This window comes from Acinetobacter portensis (assembly GCF_023158935.1).
In the GTDB taxonomy this organism is placed as follows: domain Bacteria; phylum Pseudomonadota; class Gammaproteobacteria; order Pseudomonadales; family Moraxellaceae; genus Acinetobacter; species Acinetobacter faecalis.
This window is the reverse complement of record NZ_CP096120.1, coordinates 1,280,330-1,303,133: the sequence shown is the minus strand read 5'-3', so window position 1 is coordinate 1,303,133 and position 22,804 is coordinate 1,280,330. Positions and strand designations below refer to the sequence as shown.

At 34.2% G+C, this 22,804-nt stretch carries 22 protein-coding genes and 1 riboswitch; of the genes, 12 read left to right on the top strand and 10 right to left on the bottom strand.

The genetic code is table 11. The features are described 5' to 3' along the window. Nucleotides 1–56 precede the first annotated feature (56 nt). The 6 genes from eno to MZO21_RS06435 all read left to right on the top strand — a co-directional run bounded on the left by eno (nucleotide 57) and on the right by MZO21_RS06435 (nucleotide 6,496). On the top strand, nucleotides 57–1,346 hold the full coding sequence (gene eno / locus MZO21_RS06460; protein ID WP_154771638.1) for a phosphopyruvate hydratase: 1,290 nt from the start codon (nucleotides 57–59) through the stop codon (nucleotides 1,344–1,346). A gap of 7 nt (nucleotides 1,347–1,353) precedes the next feature. Further along, complete coding sequence (locus tag MZO21_RS06455) at nucleotides 1,354–1,746, top strand: septum formation initiator family protein (RefSeq protein WP_154771639.1); 393 nt, start codon at nucleotides 1,354–1,356, stop codon at nucleotides 1,744–1,746. Further along, the gene (gene ispD / locus MZO21_RS06450; protein WP_154771640.1) at nucleotides 1,715–2,428 is read left to right on the top strand and encodes a 2-C-methyl-D-erythritol 4-phosphate cytidylyltransferase; all 714 of its coding nucleotides are present in this window, start codon (nucleotides 1,715–1,717) and stop codon (nucleotides 2,426–2,428) included. Before MZO21_RS06455 ends, ispD begins: the two co-directional genes overlap by 32 nt. Nucleotides 2,429–2,539: 111 nt before the next feature. Further along, nucleotides 2,540–3,676: a rod shape-determining protein RodA gene (rodA, locus tag MZO21_RS06445; protein ID WP_154771641.1), complete on the top strand. Its 1,137-nt coding sequence runs from the start codon at nucleotides 2,540–2,542 to the stop codon at nucleotides 3,674–3,676. Nucleotides 3,677–3,898: 222 nt separating this feature from the next. Then, a riboswitch (glycine riboswitch) is annotated at nucleotides 3,899–3,988 on the top strand. A 138-nt stretch (nucleotides 3,989–4,126) separates the two neighbouring features. Continuing rightward, nucleotides 4,127–5,371, top strand: coding sequence for a D-amino acid dehydrogenase (locus tag MZO21_RS06440; RefSeq protein ID WP_154771642.1), 1,245 nt, complete (start codon nucleotides 4,127–4,129; stop codon nucleotides 5,369–5,371). Between the two features lie 216 nt (nucleotides 5,372–5,587). After that, nucleotides 5,588–6,496: an AEC family transporter gene (locus tag MZO21_RS06435; RefSeq protein ID WP_248101088.1), complete on the top strand. Its 909-nt coding sequence runs from the start codon at nucleotides 5,588–5,590 to the stop codon at nucleotides 6,494–6,496. A gap of 4 nt (nucleotides 6,497–6,500) precedes the next feature. On the opposite strand, the gene MZO21_RS06430 is transcribed toward MZO21_RS06435, so the two are convergent. Continuing rightward, on the bottom strand, nucleotides 6,501–7,151 hold the full coding sequence (locus MZO21_RS06430; RefSeq protein WP_154771644.1) for an A1S_1983 family putative colistin resistance protein: 651 nt from the start codon (nucleotides 7,149–7,151) through the stop codon (nucleotides 6,501–6,503). A 95-nt stretch (nucleotides 7,152–7,246) separates the two neighbouring features. Between MZO21_RS06430 and ispF the strand changes: the two genes are divergently transcribed. Next, nucleotides 7,247–7,735, top strand: a complete 489-nt coding sequence (ispF, locus tag MZO21_RS06425) for a 2-C-methyl-D-erythritol 2,4-cyclodiphosphate synthase (RefSeq protein ID WP_171501157.1) — start codon at nucleotides 7,247–7,249, stop codon at nucleotides 7,733–7,735. Here ispF and MZO21_RS06420 read toward each other — a convergent pair. The 7 genes from MZO21_RS06420 to MZO21_RS06390 form a co-directional block, all read right to left on the bottom strand. Further along, nucleotides 7,723–8,247 (bottom strand): protein tyrosine phosphatase family protein, encoded by a 525-nt coding sequence (locus MZO21_RS06420; RefSeq protein ID WP_154771646.1) that lies wholly within the window; start codon nucleotides 8,245–8,247, stop codon nucleotides 7,723–7,725. The genes ispF and MZO21_RS06420 overlap by 13 nt on opposite strands. Before the next feature lie 88 nt (nucleotides 8,248–8,335). Continuing rightward, entirely contained in the window at nucleotides 8,336–9,427 is a 1,092-nt protein-coding gene (locus tag MZO21_RS06415) for a 3-deoxy-7-phosphoheptulonate synthase (RefSeq protein ID WP_154771691.1), read from the bottom strand. Between the two features lie 127 nt (nucleotides 9,428–9,554). After that, on the bottom strand, nucleotides 9,555–10,451 hold the full coding sequence (locus MZO21_RS06410; RefSeq protein ID WP_248101085.1) for a sulfite exporter TauE/SafE family protein: 897 nt from the start codon (nucleotides 10,449–10,451) through the stop codon (nucleotides 9,555–9,557). A gap of 103 nt (nucleotides 10,452–10,554) precedes the next feature. After that, the gene (locus MZO21_RS06405) at nucleotides 10,555–10,869 is read right to left on the bottom strand and encodes a hypothetical protein (RefSeq protein ID WP_248129626.1); all 315 of its coding nucleotides are present in this window, start codon (nucleotides 10,867–10,869) and stop codon (nucleotides 10,555–10,557) included. Beyond that, nucleotides 10,866–12,425, bottom strand: coding sequence for a PepSY-associated TM helix domain-containing protein (locus MZO21_RS06400; protein WP_154771648.1), 1,560 nt, complete (start codon nucleotides 12,423–12,425; stop codon nucleotides 10,866–10,868). The genes MZO21_RS06405 and MZO21_RS06400 overlap by 4 nt, the downstream gene beginning before the upstream one ends. 3 nt (nucleotides 12,426–12,428) lie before the next feature. After that, nucleotides 12,429–12,713, bottom strand: a complete 285-nt coding sequence (locus MZO21_RS06395) for a hypothetical protein (protein ID WP_154771649.1) — start codon at nucleotides 12,711–12,713, stop codon at nucleotides 12,429–12,431. Between the two features lie 57 nt (nucleotides 12,714–12,770). Then, nucleotides 12,771–14,774 carry a TonB-dependent siderophore receptor gene (locus MZO21_RS06390; protein ID WP_248101082.1) on the bottom strand — a complete coding sequence of 668 codons (2,004 nt, stop codon included), beginning with the start codon at nucleotides 14,772–14,774 and terminating at the stop codon, nucleotides 12,771–12,773. A 327-nt stretch (nucleotides 14,775–15,101) separates the two neighbouring features. Between MZO21_RS06390 and lpxB the strand changes: the two genes are divergently transcribed. Continuing rightward, nucleotides 15,102–16,271, top strand: coding sequence for a lipid-A-disaccharide synthase (gene lpxB / locus MZO21_RS06385; protein WP_248101079.1), 1,170 nt, complete (start codon nucleotides 15,102–15,104; stop codon nucleotides 16,269–16,271). 103 nt (nucleotides 16,272–16,374) lie between these two features. Here lpxB and MZO21_RS06380 read toward each other — a convergent pair whose 3' ends face one another. Next, nucleotides 16,375–17,292 carry a LysR family transcriptional regulator gene (locus MZO21_RS06380; protein WP_248101076.1) on the bottom strand — a complete coding sequence of 306 codons (918 nt, stop codon included), beginning with the start codon at nucleotides 17,290–17,292 and terminating at the stop codon, nucleotides 16,375–16,377. 92 nt (nucleotides 17,293–17,384) lie between these two features. On the opposite strand from MZO21_RS06380, the gene MZO21_RS06375 reads away from it, so the two are divergent. From MZO21_RS06375 to MZO21_RS06360, 4 genes are all read left to right on the top strand, one after another. Then, entirely contained in the window at nucleotides 17,385–18,626 is a 1,242-nt protein-coding gene (locus MZO21_RS06375) for an acyl-CoA dehydrogenase family protein (RefSeq protein ID WP_248101073.1), read from the top strand. Between the two features lie 108 nt (nucleotides 18,627–18,734). After that, complete coding sequence (locus MZO21_RS06370) at nucleotides 18,735–19,856, top strand: phosphotransferase family protein (RefSeq protein ID WP_248101070.1); 1,122 nt, start codon at nucleotides 18,735–18,737, stop codon at nucleotides 19,854–19,856. After that, entirely contained in the window at nucleotides 19,853–20,548 is a 696-nt protein-coding gene (locus MZO21_RS06365) for a histidine phosphatase family protein (protein ID WP_248101068.1), read from the top strand. The genes MZO21_RS06370 and MZO21_RS06365 overlap by 4 nt, the downstream gene beginning before the upstream one ends. Nucleotides 20,549–20,574: 26 nt before the next feature. After that, a complete protein-coding gene (locus MZO21_RS06360) occupies nucleotides 20,575–21,318 on the top strand; it encodes an SDR family oxidoreductase (RefSeq protein ID WP_154771656.1) in 744 nt (247 codons plus the stop codon). Between the two features lie 54 nt (nucleotides 21,319–21,372). Here the strand turns inward: MZO21_RS06360 and MZO21_RS06355 are convergent, their stop codons facing one another. Further along, entirely contained in the window at nucleotides 21,373–22,548 is a 1,176-nt protein-coding gene (locus MZO21_RS06355) for a multidrug effflux MFS transporter (RefSeq protein WP_248101065.1), read from the bottom strand. Nucleotides 22,549–22,804: the final 256 nt, after the last annotated feature.

Genomic DNA, 22,804 nt, shown 5'->3' with positions numbered 1-22,804 from the left:
GCTACATAATGATGCCTTCTAAAGCATCTTGTTATTAATCAACAGAGGAATTGTTCATGAGTCAAATCGTTGATATTCGTGCACGTGAAATTTTGGACTCTCGTGGTAACCCAACCATCGAAGCTGACGTAATCTTAGCATCTGGCGTGGTTGGCCGTGCATGTGCACCATCTGGTGCTTCAACTGGTTCTCGTGAAGCTTTAGAACTTCGTGATGGCGATAAAGCGCGTTACTTAGGTAAAGGTGTTAAAACTGCGGTTAACAACGTAAACACTTTAATTCGTGATGCTTTAGTTGGTAAGTCTGTATTTGAGCAAAAAGACATCGATAACACGATGATTGCTTTAGACGGTACTGAAAACAAAGAAAAATTAGGTGCTAACGCGACTTTAGCAGTTTCTTTAGCTGCTGCACGTGCTGCTGCTGAAGAACAAAAAATTCCTTTGTTCCAATATATTGCTAACCTTCGCAATAACTCAATTTTGACTATGCCTGTACCAATGATGAACATCATCAATGGTGGTTCACATGCAGATAATAACGTTGATATTCAAGAGTTTATGATTGAGCCAGTTGGCTTTAACTCATTCTCTGAAGCTTTACGCGCAGGCGCTGAAATCTTCCATTCTTTAAAATCAGTTTTAAACAAAAAAGGTTTAAACACTGCGGTTGGTGATGAAGGTGGTTTCGCACCAAACCTTCGTTCTAACGAAGAAGCAATTACTGTAATTCTTGAAGCAATTGGTCAAACTGGCTACAAAGCTGGTTCTGACATTATGCTTGCGCTTGACTGTGCATCTTCAGAATTCTACAAAGATGGTCAGTACATTCTTGCAGGTGAAGGCAACAAAGCATTCACAAGCAACCAATTCTCTGATTACCTTGCTGGTCTTGTAAACCAATACCCAATTATCTCTATTGAAGATGGTTTGGACGAGTCTGATTGGGAAGGTTGGTCTTACCTAACTTCAATCCTTGGCGACAAAATTCAATTGGTTGGTGATGATTTATTCGTTACAAATCCTAAGATTTTACAACGTGGTATTAATGAGAAAGTAGGTAACTCTATCTTAATCAAATACAATCAAATTGGTACGTTGACTGAAACTTTAGATGCGATCTACCTTGCTAAAGAAAATGGTTACTCTACAGTTATTTCACACCGTTCAGGTGAAACTGAAGATTCAACTATTGCTGATTTAGCAGTAGGTACAGGTGCTGGTCAAATCAAGACTGGTTCACTTTGCCGTTCTGACCGTGTAGCGAAATATAACCAATTACTTCGTATTGAAGAGTTGACTAACGCTGCGTATCGCGGTAAAGCTGAGTTTAAAGGTTTAAACTAAGCACTCTATGTTAATACTACGTTTATTCGACTCAATTTCGAGTAAAGTGTTATTGGGCCTCGCAATCATTTTGATTGCGGGGTTTCAGTATGCATACTATTTTAGTGAAGGTGGTGCATTAGACCATCAGAAATTAACGCAAAAAATAGAACAACAACGCGAAATAAATGCTGAACTAAAAGAACGAAATCGAATTTTAGCTGCTGAAGTTTATGACTTGAAAAATGGTGTTGAAGCCATTGAAGAGCATGCACGTTTAGATTTAGGTTTAATTAAACCTCATGAAACGTTTATTCAAATGAGTACAATTAGTACGCAATATAAGCCTTTGTATGTAAATCCATACCAAAATTCAGATTTAAAAACTAATGAATCAGATGAATTGCCTCCAACCGAATAAGCTATGGGCTATTATTCCTGCCGCAGGTTCAGGCAGTCGTTTTTCTAAAACAGAATTAAAGCAATATCAAACCATATTAGATAAAACTGTTCTTGAGCATACTATTGCACGCTTAAATATATTGCCTTTAACAGGTTATGTATTGGCAATTGGTCAGCAAGATAATATTGCGAAAAATTTACCGCTTAGTAATAAAGAAAAAGCACATTTTTGTTTAGGTGGTCAAGAGCGCGTTCATTCCGTATTAAATGCGCTTCAATATTTACTTGAAATTGCTTCTGAAGACGATTGGGTTTTTGTGCATGATGCTGCTCGTCCATGTGTAAGTGAGTCATCTTTAATTCAATTGGTTGAAACAGCAATCTTAAAAAATACGAGCGCAATTTTAGCGATACAGGTTCGTGATACGCTTAAATATGTCGCTGATCAGCCTAAAATTGAAAAAACTGTAAGTCGTGATTATTTATGGCAAGCTCAAACCCCACAAATTGCACGTCTGGGAATGCTAAAGAGTGCGATTGAAAAAGCATTAGCAGATAACATTGTTATTACAGATGAAGCGAGTGCTTTGGAATACGCAGGTCATGAAGTACAGGTTGTGCAAGGGCGTGCAGACAATATCAAAATCACATATCCTGATGATTTACTGCTTGCTTCGCTGATTTTGCAGTCACAAAGTTAAAAAATAGAATAATGAAAACAATAATTAATCATTAGATTGTTAATACTGATTCACAGCAATCCGTATTGCCCATATAATCAGTTCATTCAGTTTTAAAATAATTGCATATCAATGATACCATCGCAACAGTATCGTTTTTTACGTCATGCTTTACGTGACGGCAGAAGCATAAATGAAAAATCATCAAGATGGACTAAATTACATTTAGATCCGTGGTTATTGTGCTTCTTAATTTTAAATGCTGCTTTGGGTTTAATGGTTGTTTATAGTGCAACAGCCGCAGATTCTGGAATGCTACTCAGACAAGCAATTAGCTTTGGTAGTGGCTTCATTATTATGTTTTTGTGTGCCCAAGTTCCGCCAAAAGTTTACCAAGCTGTAAGTCCATATTTATATCTGTTTGGTATATTTATGCTGTTACTGATATTTGTGATTGGTGAAACTCGTTTAGGTGCAAAACGTTGGATTACTTTGCCCGGCATTGGAAGTATGCAACCCAGTGAGGTTATGAAATTTGCAATGCCACTAATGATGGCTTGGTATTTTGCAAAGCGCTCGTTCCCACCCAAATTTATACATATTGTTATCGCTCTTATTATTATGTTAGTACCATTTGTTTTGGTGCTATTACAGCCAGATTTAAATATTGGATTAATTATCCCGGGTATTTTTGTCCTATTTTTAAGTGGAATGTCATGGCGATTAATTGGTGGAGCAATCACGGCATTTGCAGTGACAATGCCTTTAATTTGGATGTTTGTGCTTCAAGAATATCAAAAGAAACGTATTGTGACGCTTTTTGATCCTGAAGCAGATGCATTAGGCGCAGGTTGGAATATTATTCAATCTAAAATTGCAATTGGATCGGGTGGCTTGTTAGGAAAAGGTTTTCTTGAAGGAACTCAGTCACATTTAGGTTATTTACCAGAACATCATACAGACTTTATTCTATCGACCTATTCAGAAGAATTTGGTTTTATTGGTGTGTTTTTACTATTAAGTTTGTACGCAGCAATTATTTTCCGTTGTTTATATATCAGTATGAATAGCTACGATAATTTTGGAAGATTGATGGCGGGTGCAATAGGTCTAACATTCTTTTTCTTTGTGTTTTTAAATTCTGGAATGGTGAGTGGAATTTTACCTGTAACAGGTGATCCATTGCCGCTACTAAGTTATGGTGGTACAGCGGTTGTAAGCTTGCTTGCAAGTATGGGAATTGTGATGTCTATTCATACGCATAAATAAAAGAACTGAAACTAAAAGCCCCATAACAGGGCTTTTTTTGTATCTATAAAATACATTAAACGTCTTAAACTATCGACTTAAGTTGTAACAATAGTTCAATAGTGGGCTATTGAATTTGTATTGTTTAATCTATAAGCTTGGTTTGAGCGTAAATTAGACATCTTAGAAATTAAAATAATTTAAATTTTAAATTGGTATAAGAATTGCTCGTAAATAACATAATAGATTATTGCAGGAGAGAAGCACATTGACGTGCTCGCCGAAGGAGCAACACCCCAGGAAACTCTCAGGCAAAAGGACTGTAATAATCAAAAAATCTGGAGAGAAGTGCATATAAAGGCACTCACCGAAGGGGAAGGTTTATCATTTATTTAAATGCTGAATCGAAGCTCTCAGGTACAAATGACAGATGGGGCATACACAAGGAACAGAGCGTCCAAAGGAGTGCTTATGCCACATATTATTGTAATTGGTGCTGGTATTACGGGTGTTACATCGGCCTATGAACTTTCACAACTTGGTTATCAAGTTACTGTTTTAGATCGACATTTATATCCTGCAATGGAAACGTCATTTGCAAATGGTGGTCAGCTTTCAGCGTGTAATGCTGAAGTTTGGAATCAGAAATCTACCATTTTAAAAGGCATAAAATGGATGTCGCAAAAATCGGCTCCACTTTTGCTCAATCCATCTTTTAGCTTACATAAATACAGTTGGCTATTCGAATTCATGGCTAATATTCCTCATTATGAAGCGAATACGCATGAAACAGTACGTTTGGCTTTGCTTGCACGTAAGCGTTTATTTGAAATTGCAGATGAAGAAAAAATCGATTTCAATTTAGAAAAACGCGGAATTTTGCATTTCTATCATAATAAATATGATTATGATGTCGCGATTAAAGTAAATGATATGCTGTGTAAAGCAGGTTTGGAACGTCACGGTGTAACGAATCAAGAGATTAAGGAAATTGAGCCGACATTAAAAGGTGATTACTACGGCGGTTTCTACTGTCCAGGTGATGCGACAGGTGATATTCATAGATTCACAACAGGTTTAGCAAAAGTTACGGAACGAAATGGTGTTAAATATTTATTTGGTACCAATGTAATAGATGTAAAACATCATGCAGATCGTGTTGAAGTCATTTATAGTAAAAGTGATGAAAATATGAACGATGAGGATTTAGAATCTGTTTCTTTAAATGCTGATGCAGTATTGGTTTGTGGTGGTGTTGGTAGTTATCAACTTGCAGATATGTTGGGTGATCGTGTCAATATTTATCCAGTAAAAGGCTACTCAATTACGGTAAATTTAAACGATGCTAAGAGTGTAGAAAATGCACCTTGGGTAAGCTTATTAGATGAAAGTGCAAAAATTGTGACTTCTCGTTTAGGTGAAGATCGTTTCCGTATTGCAGGAACTGCGGAATATAATGGATATAACCGTGATATTCGCGCAGACCGAATTCAGCCTTTGGTAGATTGGGTAAATCGTAACTTTGATGTATCTACAGAACATGCCGTACCTTGGTCGGGTTTACGTCCAATGATGCCAAATATGATGCCTGTAGTACGTGAAGGCAAACGTGAGCGTGTGTTCTATAACACTGGTCATGGACATTTAGGTTGGACATTATCTGCGGTAACAGCAGCAATGGTAAGCCAAATTATTGCTGCTAAACATCCAGTATAAAATATGAAGTGCTTTATTGGTCTTTCAAGACTTCTAAAGCAATATCAATAAAAGCTTGTGTTCTTGCTAACATGGGCTTTATTTTTATTATAAAATTCAGTAAATATGCAATTTTATGTTGAATATTTTTATATGATTAAAAAATCATAATTAGATAAATTAAGTAATTTTTGATATACACTTTCATCTTAATAGAATGAAAAAGCATTGAATTTTATGTCTTTACTTATTTTTGTATCTTTATTCCCACTCATTGCGCTTATTGCAATGGGGTATGTACTCAAGAAAAAAATATTTGTAGAAGAGTCATTTTGGAAAGGTGCAGAAAAAGTAAATTACTACATTTTTTTCCCTGCAATGTTATTTTTAAATTTAGCATTTGCAGAAATTAATGCGAATGCAATCCATCAAATTATGCTTGTTGTTGGCGCTGCATTTGCGATTGCATTAACTGTTCTTTATTCAATTAAAGCATTCAATAAAACATCACCTGAACGTTTTGGCGTTTATGTACAAAGTATTTTACGTTTTAATACATATATTGGTTTAGCTGTTGTCGCATCGCTATTTCAGCAAAAAGGGATGACACTTTTTGCAATTATTTTAGTATTTTGTATTCCTATGGTGAATGTTTTTTCTGTATTGGCTTTAACTAGTGCAGATCAAATGAAACCTTTAAATGTTGTTATTTCATTATTTAAAAATCCATTAATTATGGGGTGTATAGTTGGTGGTTTATTTAATGTTTCAGGCTTAACGCTTTGGATTGGTTTTGAAGGCTTTTTAAAGCAGTTGGCATTATGTAGTTTACCGTTAGGTTTAATGTGTGTAGGCGCGGCATTACAGTTTAAAGGTTTAAGCCGTGATTTATTTCCAATTACATTAAATACTTTGGCGCGTATGTTTATTATGCCGAGTTTAGCATTCACATTATGTTATATGTTTAATATTCCAAAGTTAGAAACTCAAATTATTGTTTTATTTTTTGCATTACCTACAGCATCATCTGCTTATATATTAACAAAAGTATTAGGTGGTGATAGTCGTTTAATGGCGAGCATTATTAGTATTCAAACTGTTGTTGCAGCTTTAAGTTTGCCAATTATTTTATTTTTTATTTTTTAATAACTTAATCATAAAGGCGATAAACACCAGAGAATCTATCGCAGTTTTTTTGTTCAGTTTTTACCATTAAATAAGCTTTGGTATAATTAAACTCGTATTTACAGTCACTTTCATTATTAATAATTTCAGTTTTAGTTTCGGTTGTAGAATAAGCTAAAAAAGGAATAGTTTGTTTATCTAGCTTATTATTCGGGTTGTGATAGGCAATACCTTCAACTTTAATATTATCTTTATTTAATTGATGAATTTGTAAATGAACAGGTGCTGAAGAAATATCGCCATTTTCATATTTTAAATAATGCTGCGTTAAACTCTGATTCATTGAAGTATAAAAATTCAATTGCTCAATACGAGAATCAAATTGCTGTTTATAACAATTAAAACTTTTGCATTGCTTTAACTGCTGAAGCCAAAGTTTTTCCGTATCTTGAATTAAGCGTAAAGGTGCATCTGTAACTAAATTTGTGGTTAATGTACTTTCTTTAAATAAATTTAGTTCTTTAGAAAATTTTGCAGAACATATTGTTTTTAAAGCTGGATCATTATTATTTGTGCAATTTAAACCTTGTGCAAATACAGAGGATGAATAAATACATCCCAAAACAAATACTGAGCCTAAATATTTTAAAAGATTAATGTCTGTTTTCGACAGCATGATCGCTTATACTTTAATTCACTTATATGCTTACTATATCGAAATAGAAAGCATGAATACAAGATTTCGATGATTTATTTATTAAGGAGCTGGATGTGGTCGCACAGATTCGAATTGGACAAGGACTAGATGTCCACGCATTTGAAGCAGGTGACTTTGTTACCCTTGCAGGCATTCAAATTCCTCATACACATGGCTTAAAAGCACATTCAGACGGTGATGTTGTGTTGCATGCATTATGTGATGCTTTATTGGGTGCTTTGGCTTTGGGGGATATTGGTCAGCATTTTCCCGATACAGATCCAAATTTTAAAGGTGCGGATAGTAAAGTACTTTTAAAGCATGTATATCAATTGGTTTTAGATAAAGGATATACCCTAAATAATGCAGATATTACCGTTGCATGTGAACGTCCAAAGTTGGCAAAACATAATTTAGAAATGCGTCAAAGTATTGCTAATGTTTTAAATGTTGATGTTACTCAAATTAGTATTAAAGCAACAACAACAGAAACACTCGGGTTTACAGGGCGTCAAGAAGGAATTTTATCTACAGCAACTGTGTTAATTACTCATTCTAAATGATCTGAATGAGCAAGTTCTTGTTGTAAATCTTGCGTTGCTTTACGACCTTGCAGTTGTAGGGCAACTGCATGAATGAGACCTGTCCAGGTTTCATTCGGTTCCCAAATTTTGTGAAATTCTTCCTGAGCCGTTGGCATGTCAATATTCATATAATATTGACGATATAAATACATCAGGCTAGCAACACGATAGTTTTTAGCACAGTGAATCCAAACCATTTGTTTTTGAACAAGATGATCAATTAAATCTAAAATAAAAAGACACTGATCGTCTGAAGGTGTATCCCAAAGTAAGGGAATATGAAAATAATTTAAGCCCAATTCTAAGCAAATACGATCTTCTTGATCTAAATGAGGATCTGCATCTGTTAAAGCTAAATTGATAACAGATGTAATGCCATATTCTTTAATGGCTTGAAGTTGTTCTTTTGATGGTTGACCAGAACTAAATAAGTGATCATGAATAAACTGAAAATTTGAAATTTCACATAATTTATTTTCAATATCATTCATACTTTCTTGCTTCTATATGGTGATTTATACGCCATACTATAAAGTAAAACGCCATCATAATGATGGCGTTTTTTTACATTTCTACAAATTAGCGATTTGGTAAAACAGCTTTTAATGCCGCATCCATCTCTAATAGTGTATTTTCTGTAGTTTCCCAATCGATACAGCCATCTGTAACAGACTTGCCATATTCTAGGTCACATAGATTTTCTGGAATGTCTTGACGACCGCCTTTCAAGTGGCTTTCAACCATAATACCTACAATAGATTTGTTACCATCTAAGATTTGTTCTGTTAAATTTTTAAGAACAAGAGGTTGTAAGTACGGGTCTTTGTTTGAGTTAGCATGGCTAGCATCAATCATAATTTTGTTGCTTACTTTTGCTTTCGCTAAAGCTGCTTCAGCATCTGCTACAGAGCCAGCATCGTAGTTAGGTTTTCCATTACCACCACGTAAAACAACGTGTGCATAAGGGTTGCCGCTTGTGCGAATCACAGAAACTTGACCGTGTTCATTTAAGCCAAGGAAGCTATGGCTATGCTTAACAGATTGCATTGCATTTGTTGCAACAGTTAAACCACCATCTGTACCATTTTTAAAGCCAACAGGTGAAGATAAGCCTGAAGACATTTCACGGTGTGTTTGGCTTTCCGTTGTACGTGCGCCAATTGCAGACCAAGAAATTAGATCTTGATAATACTGTGGTGAGTTTGGATCGAGTGCTTCAGTTGCACAAGGTAAACCTTTTTCGTTTAATTCAACAAGTAGTTTACGACCTAAACGAAGACCTTTTTCAATGTTGAAAGAGTCGTTCATATCTGGGTCATTGATTAGACCTTTCCAACCTACAGTTGTACGTGGTTTTTCAAAATAAACACGCATAACAATATATAAAGTATCTTTTACTTTTTCACTTAAAACTTTTAAACGATCTGCATATTCATGCGCAGCAACAGGGTCATGAATAGAACAAGGACCAATAACGACAAATAGTCGTTTGTCTTGACCATCTAAAATATTACGAATTGTCTCACGACCATGAAGTACTGTTTGATAAGCAGTTTCAGTCAAAGGTAATTCTGTTTTTAATTGTGCTGGAGTTACGAGTGGTTGAAAACTTTCAATATTCACGTCGTCGATATCTGGCTGTGTAATAGGATTTGACTGTAGTGTATTCATTGCCGTCACTGGTTTGGTCATACAAAAGATTGTTTAATAGTCTGAATATAACATGAATGCTATGCATCTTTGTTATAAAAAAGACGAATACTCATTTGAAAAAAAAGTGATGAATCCGTAATTTAAATTAACCAAGTTGATTTTTTTCAACATTCATAACCATTACAGATGTTGGTTTTTCAACAGGTTTTGCTTTTACAGGATTGAGCATAAAGTTAATACCAATCACCATAAGCGTTAAACCTAACACTTTACGAATAATTTTTTCTGGTAAACGTGAACTAAGCAAAGTACCGACTACAATTGCTGGAATTGAACCTACAAGTAGCCACATTAATAAATTAAAGTCGACATTACCTGAGCTCATATAGCCTAAACCAGCAACAAGTGTCAGTAATACTGCATGTACAACGTCTGAACCAATAATGCGAATCATTGGTAAATTCGGAAACATGAGGACTAAAGCCATAATACCGAAAGCACCTGCACCAACTGAAGATAGGGTAACAAATACACCAAGTACCACACCCATAATTACAATAAGCGCACGTTTATTTTTGGCCTGTAATGCAATATTCGAACGTGATAAATCTGCACTATGGTCTTCTTGTTCATCTTTGCGATAGCGATTGAAAAAGGCTTCAATTTTTGTACGGAATACAATTGAAATACCAGTCAACGTCAACATAAAGCCTAAGACCATGGTAAGTACGGCTTTATAGTGTGTCGATTGGCTTAAATAGTTATCTAGAATCCAATGTGTTGCAAATGATGCGGGAATACTACCGACAGCTAGCCAAATGACAATTGGCCATACAATATTCATTTTTTTAGCATGAACGAATGAGCCACAAAATTTAGAAATAGCGGCATAAAGAAGGTCTGTACCAATTGCAATATGAGGTTCAATGCGAAATAAGCTAATTAGAATAGGTGTCATGAGAGAACCACCACCTACACCAGTTACGCCTACGCAGAAACCAACTAAAACACCCGCTAAAATAAACTCTATTGGACCAGCCATGAAAAAAATGCCAATTATGAAAAAACGTGCATATCTTATGACTTTCAAAGATAAGCTGTTGTCTTGATTATAGATTTACTTATGCAAAAAATTGCTAAAGAGTTTAATTGTTTTTGCTTTTATGTTTATGTGGTTGAGGATTTAAATTATTCTTTAGAAATATAACGAATAAGAAAACTGGGGTACAAAGAATCCAAATGCTAAGAAAGGCAATTGAATAACCATACATATATGATAATAGTGAAAACGAAAAAATGATGAATAGGCTAGAAAAAAATTTTGTCGTTTTAGGGTAAATAGCCAATAATTTAAGATTGTTTTTTAAAGTTTCCTTACGGGCTTTTTCACTTGAATAGAAAAAGCCAAGAGCAGATAATGAAATAAAAAATACACTTAAAAACAATAAAATATACGTCATTCTGAATATCCTATATCTATTTTACTTTTCGATATTTTATTCTTTAACTTTTCGTGTGCTTTAGTTTGAATTGGTTCTAACTTTTGATGTAAGAAAATGGCTAAAAATGTAAAAATTAAAACAAAAAGGTCTAATCTTAGGATTTTCCAATCGTTAAAATATGGTGTGATAATTAAGTAGTGATACAGATATACTAGATCTAGAATAATTAAAGAAAATCCGAATGTAATAAATACTTTTAAAAATGATTTCCATAGAAGTTGTTTAGGTATAAAAAATGAAATGAATAAACATAAGCACCATGTACTAAAAAATAAAAAGCTTTCCGAAATGTTTAAATTCCACATCGGATTAATTCTGTAAGCACTTAAAAAGCTAAGAATTGAAATACTTAAACCTAAGAGTGCAGTCATATTTAATCTATCGACCAAATAGTGTCCGAAATGGAACTGTTTTTTTGACTTTTGTAGTTGGCGTTTTAAGCTCCAAAGTAAAAGCCCTGAAGCAATCATTGCACAACCTAAAATTCCTGAAAAAAATAAAGCAATGCGTAAAAAGGGCTGAGCGAAAGTCATCATGTGAATGCCATAAACACCAGCACTCAATTTTGCTACAGCACTTTGATTTTTCGTGGATGGTAAAATTTCACTAGTTGTTGCATTGAAAGTTGTTTGAGCCACATTTTGGGTAATGGTATGGTCTTCTAAAGCATTAAATGCCGCAATAGCTTGTGATGTGTTTGGGTTTTTAATCGTTATAATATTTATAGGAATATTGCCCATATGGCTTTGTACAAGTTTTTGCATTTGTACAGAATTCATCATTTTAGCATTTTGAATATTTGTGGTTTCTATAGTTTGAACATTTCGTATTTCTTCAAAAAACTGAAAATTATTAGAGGGATATGTTTTTTGTATACCCATTGGAAAATATAAATAAAATAAAATTGCCAGTCCCGTAAAAGTAATAGTTAGAAAAAAGGGTAATGCAATTACACCGCTTACATTATGAAAATCTAAATAGGATCTTTGACCTTTGAATGTGCGAAGCGTAAAGAAATCTGTAAATATTTTTTTATGCGTAATAATTCCTGAAATTAAACAAATCAGCATGATAAATGCAGCAATGCTTACAATGAATCGAGCAGTTAATATAGGCATACCATACAGTTGAAAATGAAATAAATATAGAAACTCACCAGCTTGGTTGTTTGAAATTTCTAGTTCTTTTGCTGTATTTGGCTCAAGAACTTTACTGTTAAATTCTCCTTCTTTTGTTTGCCAATAGATTTTATTTACAGGACTATTTTCATTGGCAACTTGTAAATACCAGCTTTTAGCATTTGATGCATGTTTTTCAAAATAGTTTAGGGCGCTATTAATAGCGGTTTCTTGTTTGACTTGAATGTTGGCAAGTTCTGGCTGACTCCATAAATTAATTTCATGGCGGTAATAGGTTAAAGAACCTGTTAAAAAAATACTAAATAAAAACCAGCCAAGTAAAAGACCGACCCAAGAATGTAACCATGCCATTGATTGACGAGCAGAATTTTTCATGGTTTATCCTAAAATTTTGCTCAACACAAATAACGAAGAAAAGGTGATAAAGCTTAAAGTTGTGAGATTTTTAAGTGATTGAATAATAAAACTATAAATAACAAATGCTATAAAAAAGAAGATTGAAATAAATGCTGCTAAATAAATGGCTTCAGCATTCGCCATAGTAAATTGAAATAGTAAGCTAAGATTTAAAGCAAAGTAGTTTGCGCATAAATAACCCACGATAAAAGCCAAGAAAAAACGATATAAAATACTTAAAGCGTACCCGTACTTTTGTTGCATCATCAGAATTTTCCTAAGCATAAAAAAGCTGAGTTGAACGACTCAGCTTTTATAGAGTGATTAATATTTAAAGCGAACAGCCAAATTGTAATTTGTTGGCGCACCGTAATATGCTTGACCGTATTCTAGCGTATTCAAGTATTTTTCATTGGTCACATTTTTAACATTTGCTTGAATACTCACATTATTATTAATGTCATAGCTCGCCATTAAATCTAATAGTGCATAACTATCTTGTTTTAAATTACTGTTACTAGTTTGTGTTGTCTTATCTTGCCAAGATAAATTTGCACCGACTTTAAGTTGAGGAGTTTGCGGAATGGAATAGGCTGTCATGATGTTAAACGTGCGTTCAGGAACGAATGTACGAGTATCTTGATTCGTTGCCTTATCTTTCATATTTTGTTGTACATAACCTGCAGAAATGTTCAGATGATCTGTGACTTGACCTGCAATATTAAATTCATAACCAATAGATTTGATATCTTGTTGATCGTATAAGCTTGCTTGATCCCATTTGGCATAAATAGGGAATTTATTGAACTCATTGCGGAAGATCGCACTCGATACGATGAGTTGATCATCAAACCATGAACCTTTCACACCAATTTCATAAGATTTACCATCCATAGGATCAAGCGTTTTCTTATCTAAGCCTAATAACGCTGTTGGTTTATAAATAGTGCTGTAACTTGCATAGGCAGTGTAAGTTGGGTTGAATTCATAAGTAATACCTGCATAAGGTAAAAATTTTGAATTATCAAAATCAGTCGAATTACCGTAATTTTGACCCTTTGAAGTTGCTTTAGTGTAGTTTCCTCCTAAAAGCACTTTTAACTTTTCACCAAAGTGTAAACGAGTAGCAGCATAAGCTCGTTTTTGTTCTTGTGTATAATTCGCTTTATTAGCAGGAGTATCATAATCAAAAATAAAATCAGGGTATGAGCTATTTTGATAGTCATTCCAATTGTCAATTGGTGTACTTTTTCCTGCAACATAAAAAGATTGTTGTGAAACTTTGTTTTGAGTCCAGTTTGCACCTAGCATTAACTCATGTGTTTGTCCGAATAAAGGATATTTACCCTGCAAACTTAGATCAATATTATGATTTTTATTGGTTTCTTCAAATAAAGATGGATATTCACTTACACCTTTACCATCTGCATCAGGCACGCCAGTAAAATAAAGTAGGGCACCATTTTCTTTTTGTTGATTATAGTTGTAGCTTGTTTGTAATGACCAATCATCATTAAAGTTATGTTTTAACTCAACAAAAGTATTTTGACGTTCAACATCCCAATGCACCCAGTCAGGCATTGGATTGTAACTTCGAGGATAACTCAACATTTGCCCATCTTTATCGAGCATGGGCAATGCGCCCCAGTTATTACCATTAGGTCGGTCTTTTTGGTAGTTATAACCTAATGTTAATAAAGTTTTATCTGTCAGGTCTGCTTCTAGAATCACCCCAGCAATGGTTTTTTCTTTTTCATAATTGTCCAAATATGAGTTGCCAGCTTCTTGTGCAGCCATTACTCGAGCACGAACCTGCTGATTTTCATCTAAACTGCCAGAAACATCTGCTTCTGCGCGTACATTGTCCCAAGAACCATAACTTAGAGCACCGTTTGCTTGGAATTCAGCAGTAGGGCGTTTACGAATGTAGTTCACTGTTGCAGATGGATTCCCTGTAGATGACGTTAACCCATTTGCGCCTTTCACAACATCAATGCGGTCATAAAGTAAAGCATCTACATCACCATTTTGATAATCAGAGCCTGTGAGAGGCATGTTACTGCCATCAATTTGAAAATTACTAATGTCAAAACCACGTGCTCGATAAGTTGTGCGGTTTGTTTCTTGGCTGGCGACATTTACGCCAGGTGCAGATGCTAAGATGTCGCGTGAATTTGTCAGATTAAAATCTTTAATTTGTTGTTGTGTCACTGTATTTACAGTTTGAGGTGTTTCTTTGATAGATAAATTTAATTTGGAAGCACTTTTCGATTTATTGATAATATATTTTTTAGACGCTTCTGAATTAAGGTCAGATTGATCATTCATAGCTTGAAGTTTTATTATTTTTAATTGTACATCTTCAAGGGCAAAGCTTGATTGCACAGAGAATATAGCTAAACAAATTACTGATAATTTGAAAGGGGTATGAAAGGGCTTATTCATAATAAAGCTTATCGATAATGATTCTCGTTATAATATGATTGTAAAATTTAGAGTTTGTAAAAAAAGATTGTTAATATGTAAAACAATGTTAATGATAATTGTTTGCAATTAATACTAATTATCAAAAGATGAATTTATGACTTAATTCATCAAATGAAACTGCTTATGCTAAAATTAAGAAAATAATCGTGTTACTTAAAGGGATTAGAATTGCAAAATCGAAAGCTAAAAATTGGAATCGTGGTAGGAGAAGTGTCTGGTGATACGCTTGGTGCTAAATTGATTCGTAGTTTTCGTGAGCAGGGAATAGATGCGGAATTTGAGGGCATTGGTGGTCCACAAATGATTGCAGAAGGTTTCAAAAGTGATTACCCAATGGATATTTTATCTGTTATGGGGATTGTGGAAGTCCTGAAAGATATTAAAAAATTATTTGCTGTACGTGATGGTTTAGTAGAAAAATGGACCAAAAATCCTGTCGATATTTTTATTGGTATTGATGCGCCTGACTTTAATTTGCGTTTATCTAAAACAATAAAGCAAAAGAATTTACCGATTAAAACCGTTCAATATGTTAGTCCATCTGTATGGGCTTGGCGTCAAGGGCGTGTACATGGCATAAAAAAATCAATTGATTTAGTTCTTTGTTTATTTCCATTTGAAAAAGGTTTTTATCAAAAATTTGATGTTCCTGCCGCTTTTGTGGGGCATCCTTTAGCAAGCCAATTGCCTTTAGAAAATCCTTTAAATCTTGCAAAAGAAGAACTTGATTTAGATATTAGCCAAAAGCATATCGCACTTTTACCAGGAAGCCGCCGTGGTGAAATTGAACGTCTTGGACCGTTGGTTTTAGATGCAGCTCAAATTGTGAATCAAAAGCATCCTGAATATACATTTCTTATTCCAGCAATTAATGATGCACGAAAACAGCAAATTGAAGCTTTGTTAGAAAAATATCCAACCAATTTTACAGATCATGTGAAACTTTTAGAGAATACTCACAAAGAATCTAAAATTGGTCGGCAGGTGATGAATGCCTCAAATATCATTGCCTTAGCTTCAGGTACAGCGACATTAGAGGCGATGCTATTACATAGACCCATGGTGACGTTCTATAAATTGAACTGGCTGACTTATGTTATTGCAAAAATGTTAATTAAAATTCCATATTATTCTCTGCCAAATATTATTGCAGGAAAGAGAATTATTAAGGAGTTAATTCAAGATGATGCAACGCCTGAAAAATTAGCAGATGAAATTGAAAAGCTAATGAATGAAGAAACAGCTCAAATTCAAGTCATGCAAAATATTACGATGCATAAAAAGCTTTTATCTGGAAATAGTGAAGATCCAGTAAAAGTAATTCTAGATTTACTTTAAGTTATTAATTGTTTGAAAAATCGAGCCTAAGTGCTCGATTTTTTTTATATGCAATTTAAATATTTAAAAATAGCCTAAGCATATTTTATTTAATATAAATAGCCTAAGTAAAAATGAATTTTATCTCTTTTCTTAAAAATTTATGTCTATTATTTTCAATTAAATCTTTATGCCAATACATTCCCACAACCAATTTAGGCATGTAAACAGGTACATCAAAAATATTAAGCTTTTTAGAAACCTGTAAATTTGCGAGTACATTCTTAGGAATCGTTAAAATAGCATGTGGATATTGTTCTAAAATTTGTAATGCAGTTGAATAGTTTTGACAGCGCAAGAAAATTTGTCTAGAAAATTGCTTTTTAGATAGATAAATATCTTCAACTAACATACCTGTACGTCGTGAAGAAACTCCAATATGAGGGGACTTCAAATAAATATCTTGATCTATAAAGTTGAGTTGTGAACATGCAATAAATTGATCAGACATTAAAGGTGTGAATTGAATTTTTTCATCAAAATGTCGTTCTAAATCTATAACAAAATCAATTTGCTGAGATGCAAGATCGGCTAGAACAGTTTTACGATCTAACTTACTACTTAAAAATTGAATATCTAAATTATGTTTTTGAAAGTGCTGAACCAATTTTGGAAAAATCATCGGTTCAATTTCATCATGTATCGCAATTTTTAAGCTTTGAACCATGTGTGGTTCAAACTCTTTTTTCTGAGCAGATATATTTTGAATTGCTGAAAGGGCATTTTTTATTGCTGGATAAATTTGCTCTGCAAACGGCGTTGGAAGCATTTGACTGCTTATTCGTACAAATAAATCATCATTGAGTTGTTGTCTTAATCGTTGCAAAGCATGACTTGCGGCAGATTGGCTAATACACAACATTTGAGCTGCTTTAGAAATATTTTTATGTTCATAAATAGCAATAAATAGCGGATATAAATTGATATCTATTTTATGAAAGAGTGATAAATCAATAATATTTTTATTATGCGTAATATTCATAGTGTTGTATTTAATCAAATCATTTTATTCATAGTAATTTTCACGCTAATGTATGTAAAGGATTTAAATTACATATTTAAAAGGATGCTGCAATGTTTGAACTTTCGGCACGCGCAAAAGACTATTTAGAAAGAACAAAAAAATTTATAAAAGATGAAATTGAACCGATTGAAACCGAGTTTTGGCGTGAAGTTCATAGCCAAAATTTAGGTGGGGATTGGACAAAATGGCAATGGCCAGCACAACTCGAAACGTTAAAAAATAAAGCCAAACAACAAAATTTATGGAATATGTTTTTACCTTGCGCAGAATTAGGACAAGGTTTATCTGTTCAAGAGTATGCACATATTGCCGAAATTTCGGGTCGCAGTTTACTTGCACCAATCGTATTTAATTGTAATGCGCCAGATAGTGGAAATATGGAAGTGCTTTGGCGTTATGGTTCAGAAACACAAAAAGAACAATGGTTAAAACCACTTTTGGCAGGTGAAATTCGTTCTGTGTTTTGTATGACAGAACCTGCTGTTGCTTCAAGTGATGCAACAAATATGCAAGCAACGGCTGTTATTGAAGGCAATGAAATTGTATTGAATGGTCGCAAATGGTGGTCTTCAGGTTTAGGAGATCCCAATGCAAAAGTTATTATTTTCATGGCGCATACACCAGATACAAGCAAAGACCGCCATCATCAACATTCAATGGTTTTAGTTCCTATCAATACGAAAGGTGTAACTATTGAACGTATGCTTCCTGTTTTTGGAGATTATGATGCACCGCATGGGCACGGCGAAGTGAGTTTTGATCATGTGCGTGTGCCTATAGAAAACTTTATTGGTGGTGCAGGACAAGGCTTTGAAATTGCTCAAGGACGTTTAGGACCTGGTCGTATTCATCATTGTATGCGTTGTATTGGTGCTGCTGAAAAATCACTTGAATTGATGATTGATCGAGGAATGAATCGCACAGCTTTTGGCAAAGAAATTTTAAAACTTGGTGGTAACTTAGAACGTGTTGCTGAAGCCCGTGTTGCTATTGATCAAGCGCGTCTTTTAACTTTATATGCTGCTTATAAAATGGATACTTTAGGCAATATGGCTGCACTTACTGAAATTTCAGCCATTAAAGTGGTTGCACCAAGTGTTTTAGAAAAAGTTGTCGATATGGCAATGCAAATTCACGGCGGTATGGGGGTTTCGCAAGATACGCCTCTTACAGGTTTTTTTGCTCAAGCCAGATCTTTACGTTTAGCCGATGGTCCAGATGAAGTGCACAAAGGCATGATTTCAAAACTTGAACTCGCAAAGCGCGGATATAGCACACGTTCTAAAAAATAATACGTGATAAATAGTATATTTTGAGACGGACTTTCAAGTAAAAATCATGCTATAACAAAGCGTAGTAAGATTAAAAGAATTTAATTTTTAGGGTATTGGGAATTAAAGATGTCGGTAATTGATGTGGCTGGACATGTACGTACTGGTGAAGAGTTAGATATTCGCGCAGTAGGTAATTGGTTAATTGAACATGGTGAGGATATTTCAGGTCCGGTAGAAGTTACTCAATATTCAGGTGGTGCTTCCAATTGGACATATCGCCTAAAATATGAAAATGCCGATTTAATTCTACGTCGACCACCGAAAGGAACTAAGGCAAAATCAGCACATGATATGTCACGTGAATATCATGTACAGCGCGCGCTTGCAGAATATTATCCTGTCGTACCCGAAATGGTTTTACTTTGTCAGGATGAATCTGTCATAGATTGCGACTTTTATGTTATGAAACGCATTGAAGGCATTATTCCTCGTGCAAATTTACCCAAAGAAATTAATTTTAATGAGCAACAAACTCGAGAACTTTGCACTAATTTCATCGACAAATTAATTGAATTGCACCAAGTTCCTTATGAAGGAACAGACTTTGAAAAATTAGGTAAAGGTGATGGATATTGCCAACGTCAAGTTGATGGTTGGGATAGTCGCTATGAAAAAGCCAAAACATTAAATGTTCCATCGTTTAAATATGTTCGCCAATGGTTGAAGGATCATGTTCCAAGTGATTCAAAAACTTGTGTGATTCATAACGATTGGCGTTTTGATAATGTTATTTTAGATCCTAAAAATCCATCAAAGATTATTGGTGTTTTAGACTGGGAAATGGCAACGTTGGGCGATCCACTGATGGATTTAGGCTCATCTTTGGCATATTGGGTTGAAGAATCTGACAATGCGATTTTTAAAGCAACACGCAGACAGCCAACGCATTTAAAAGGGATGTTCACACGCACTGAGGTTGTTGAATATTATTTAAATAAAACAGGTTTAAAAACTGATAATTGGACATTTTATGAAGTGTTCGGGATATTCCGCTTAGCTGTGATTGCACAACAAATTTATTATCGCTATTACCATAAGCAAACCAACAATCCTGCATTTAAAGATTTTTGGATTGTTATTCATGCCTTACATATTCGCGCATTAAAACTGATTGGTTTACAGAAAATTGAAGCCAATGATATTGCACAAAAATATATCGCTAAATTTAAAGAGTTGATGCCTAAATGACGACAATTTACCTTATTCGCCACGGGCAAGCCTCTTTTGGTACAGAAAACTACGACAAACTTTCTCCAAATGGAGAAATGCAAGCAAAAGTGCTGGGTCAATATTTAGATAAAATACTTAAAGAAGAGCCTTATGTGGTTTCTGGTTCGATGCAAAGACACCTACAAACTGCAAGAATTTCTTTAGATGAATACTTTTCAGCAGCAGATATTGAAATAAATAGTGCATGGAATGAGTTTAATCATCAGCAAGTTTTTGAAAAATATGATGCAAATTTTTCAAATCCTGAAGTTTTAAAACAGAGTTTTGCAACTTCGGGAGATTCTCATAAATTTTTATCTGAAGTTTTTGGTCATGCCGTGAAGCGTTGGACGGGAAATGAACATCACGATTATGATGAATCTTGGATTGAGTTTCAAAATAGAGTGGGTGGTGCATTTCAACAACTATGCAATGAATTAATGGAACAAAAGCCAAGATATGCTGTGGTTTATACTTCAGGTGGCGTTATTTCTACTTTAATCGGCAATTTATTGGGATTATCTGTAGAAAAAACGTTTGCGCTCACATGGGCAATTGCGAATACAAGCATTACAACGCTACGTTTGGTTGGTAATGAACCCCAACTTTTAAGTTTAAATGAACATCAATATTTAAAAACTGTAGATGCTCAACTACTCACTTGGGTGTAATAAAGATAGAGGGATAAAAGATTGCCATGACAAAAACAATTTTAATAACAGGCGCAAGTTCAGGAATTGGTGCAGGAATGGCACGCGAATTTGCAAAAAAAGGATATAACTTAGCCATTTGTGCACGACGTTTAGAGCGTTTAGATGCATTAAAACAAGAATTAGAAACTCAATTTGGCATTCAAGTTGCAACGAAAGTTTTAGATGTGACGAATTATGATCAAGTTTTTGAAGTGTTCCAGGCTTTTAAACAAGAACTTGGACATATTGATCGTGTTATTGTAAATGCGGGTATTGGAGATGGTCGTAGGATTGGTAAAGGTCATTTTGACATTAACCGTGCGACTGTTGAAACCAATTTTATTTCTGCACTTGCACAATGTGAAGCTGCTATTGAAATTTTCCGTGCACAAAAAACTGGGCATTTAGTTGTTATTTCATCTATGAGTGCAATTCGTGGAATGCCAAAACATTTAACAGCTTATGGGGCGAGTAAAGCAGGGATAGCTGCTCTAGCAGAAGGCATTCGCGCAGAATTTTTAAATACAGCTATTAAAGTGACGACTATTTTCCCTGGTTATATTCGAACAGAAATTAATGAAGGTGCTAAAAAGTTGCCTTTTGAAGTGGATGAAAAAACAGGTTCACGTTTACTTGCCTTAGAAATAGAAAAAGAACCCATTAAAGCATATGTTCCGAAATGGCCATGGTTGCCTATTGGGCTGGCAATGAAAGTATTACCATTAAAGCTAGTGAATAAATTAAGTTAAATTTTAATCAGTTGAAAATTTTAAATATGAGATAAAAGGGGCGAAAGCCTCTTTTTAAGCTTCCGTATATTTGGAAATTAAAAAACAAATTGTAGAAATAATACTAGCTATAAGTAAAATTAACGCTGCTGAAAATGCAGGATTATTACCGATAGCACTTAAAGAAGTACAAATTGCACCAACTGCCATTTGTGTAAAGCCATATAAACCCGATGCTGAACCTGCAATTTGAGGGTTTACATTTAAAGCATTTGTTAGCGCTGCGGTAGAAGTTAAACCCACACCAAAACAAAAACCAATAACTGGAACCATAATGCTATACGGCGTTAAGTAATCTACAAATGTAAAAATAAATAATAAAAAAGCAAAAAATAGACTAAAACTACTTCCTAAAAAAATCATTTTATTTAAAGTAATGCGTGAAACGAGCCGAGTTGAGGTGAAAGTACCTAACCAAATACCAACCATAATCAATGCTAAATACACACCTACATCATGAATAGTGCCATGTAACTGGTGCAAAACAATATACGAAGATACACCTAAAAAACCGTAAAAAGCTGTAGTCGCTAAACTTCCACCTAAGGTATAACCTAAAAATTTAGGGGAAATAACTAGTTTACGATAATCAATAAAGACCTTTCTAATAGAGGATTTATTGCTATTTTTCTGTGGTGTGTCCTGAACAAAAATACAAACTAAAATTAAATTTACTAAGCCAAGTATAGATAAAAGCACAAAAATACTTTTCCAACCTAAAATAGATGCAAGAAATCCACCTAAAATTGGTGCTAAACCTGGACCAAACATCACCATCATATTCATTAAAGATAAACGTTTTGTGGTTTCTATACCTGTAGATGTATCTCTAACAATTGTTCTACCCAATAGAAGTCCTGTGCATCCACCTAATGCTTGTAAAAAACGCATAATAATAAGCATATATAAGTTGGTGGCAAAAATTGCACCTAAACTCGCTAAGGTATATAAAATCATGCCAAAAATAAGGACAGGTCTACGACCAATTGTGTCTGCTACAGGCCCATAAATAAGTTGCCCGAGTGCAAGACCTAAAATATAAATACTTAAAGTGAGCTGTACTTGATGAAGATCTGCATGAAAATATTGACCAACTAAGGGTAAAACAGGCACAAAAATATGCATTGCTAATGTACCACTCAGCGTTAATATTGCTAAAAACCAGAGAGGGACATTTTTTTTATATGTCATATTGTGCCTTTATACCAATTTTTTCATTTATATAAATTTTAGGCTCTATTGAAAATGTATTACAGTTATTGAAATTATTTGCATCACAATTCACACAAGAACTCACAACTAAAAGATTTAAATTTACTAAAAATTAAAATTTAGAGTAAATAAACTAATTTAAAATCAATATGATGAAAAGATAATCAAATGAATGCTGTTTTGATTAAAAGAAGTTCCATTTTTATTAAAATACTTTAATGTACAATTGTTCATT

Coding starts and splice junctions, on each gene's coding strand:
- eno (WP_154771638.1), top strand. CDS start 57: ATGAGTCAAATCGTTGATATTCGTGCACGTGAAATTTTGGACTCTCGT.
- MZO21_RS06455 (WP_154771639.1), top strand. CDS start 1,354: ATGTTAATACTACGTTTATTCGACTCAATTTCGAGTAAAGTGTTATTG.
- ispD (WP_154771640.1), top strand. CDS start 1,715: ATGAATCAGATGAATTGCCTCCAACCGAATAAGCTATGGGCTATTATT.
- rodA (WP_154771641.1), top strand. CDS start 2,540: ATGATACCATCGCAACAGTATCGTTTTTTACGTCATGCTTTACGTGAC.
- MZO21_RS06440 (WP_154771642.1), top strand. CDS start 4,127: ATGCCACATATTATTGTAATTGGTGCTGGTATTACGGGTGTTACATCG.
- MZO21_RS06435 (WP_248101088.1), top strand. CDS start 5,588: ATGTCTTTACTTATTTTTGTATCTTTATTCCCACTCATTGCGCTTATT.
- MZO21_RS06430 (WP_154771644.1), bottom strand. CDS start 7,151: ATGCTGTCGAAAACAGACATTAATCTTTTAAAATATTTAGGCTCAGTA.
- MZO21_RS06420 (WP_154771646.1), bottom strand. CDS start 8,247: ATGAATGATATTGAAAATAAATTATGTGAAATTTCAAATTTTCAGTTT.
- MZO21_RS06415 (WP_154771691.1), bottom strand. CDS start 9,427: ATGAATACACTACAGTCAAATCCTATTACACAGCCAGATATCGACGAC.
- MZO21_RS06410 (WP_248101085.1), bottom strand. CDS start 10,451: ATGGCTGGTCCAATAGAGTTTATTTTAGCGGGTGTTTTAGTTGGTTTC.
- MZO21_RS06405 (WP_248129626.1), bottom strand. CDS start 10,869: ATGACGTATATTTTATTGTTTTTAAGTGTATTTTTTATTTCATTATCT.
- MZO21_RS06400 (WP_154771648.1), bottom strand. CDS start 12,425: ATGAAAAATTCTGCTCGTCAATCAATGGCATGGTTACATTCTTGGGTC.
- MZO21_RS06395 (WP_154771649.1), bottom strand. CDS start 12,713: ATGATGCAACAAAAGTACGGGTACGCTTTAAGTATTTTATATCGTTTT.
- MZO21_RS06390 (WP_248101082.1), bottom strand. CDS start 14,774: ATGAATGATCAATCTGACCTTAATTCAGAAGCGTCTAAAAAATATATT.
- MZO21_RS06380 (WP_248101076.1), bottom strand. CDS start 17,292: ATGAATATTACGCATAATAAAAATATTATTGATTTATCACTCTTTCAT.
- MZO21_RS06375 (WP_248101073.1), top strand. CDS start 17,385: ATGTTTGAACTTTCGGCACGCGCAAAAGACTATTTAGAAAGAACAAAA.
- MZO21_RS06370 (WP_248101070.1), top strand. CDS start 18,735: ATGTCGGTAATTGATGTGGCTGGACATGTACGTACTGGTGAAGAGTTA.
- MZO21_RS06365 (WP_248101068.1), top strand. CDS start 19,853: ATGACGACAATTTACCTTATTCGCCACGGGCAAGCCTCTTTTGGTACA.
- MZO21_RS06360 (WP_154771656.1), top strand. CDS start 20,575: ATGACAAAAACAATTTTAATAACAGGCGCAAGTTCAGGAATTGGTGCA.
- MZO21_RS06355 (WP_248101065.1), bottom strand. CDS start 22,548: ATGACATATAAAAAAAATGTCCCTCTCTGGTTTTTAGCAATATTAACG.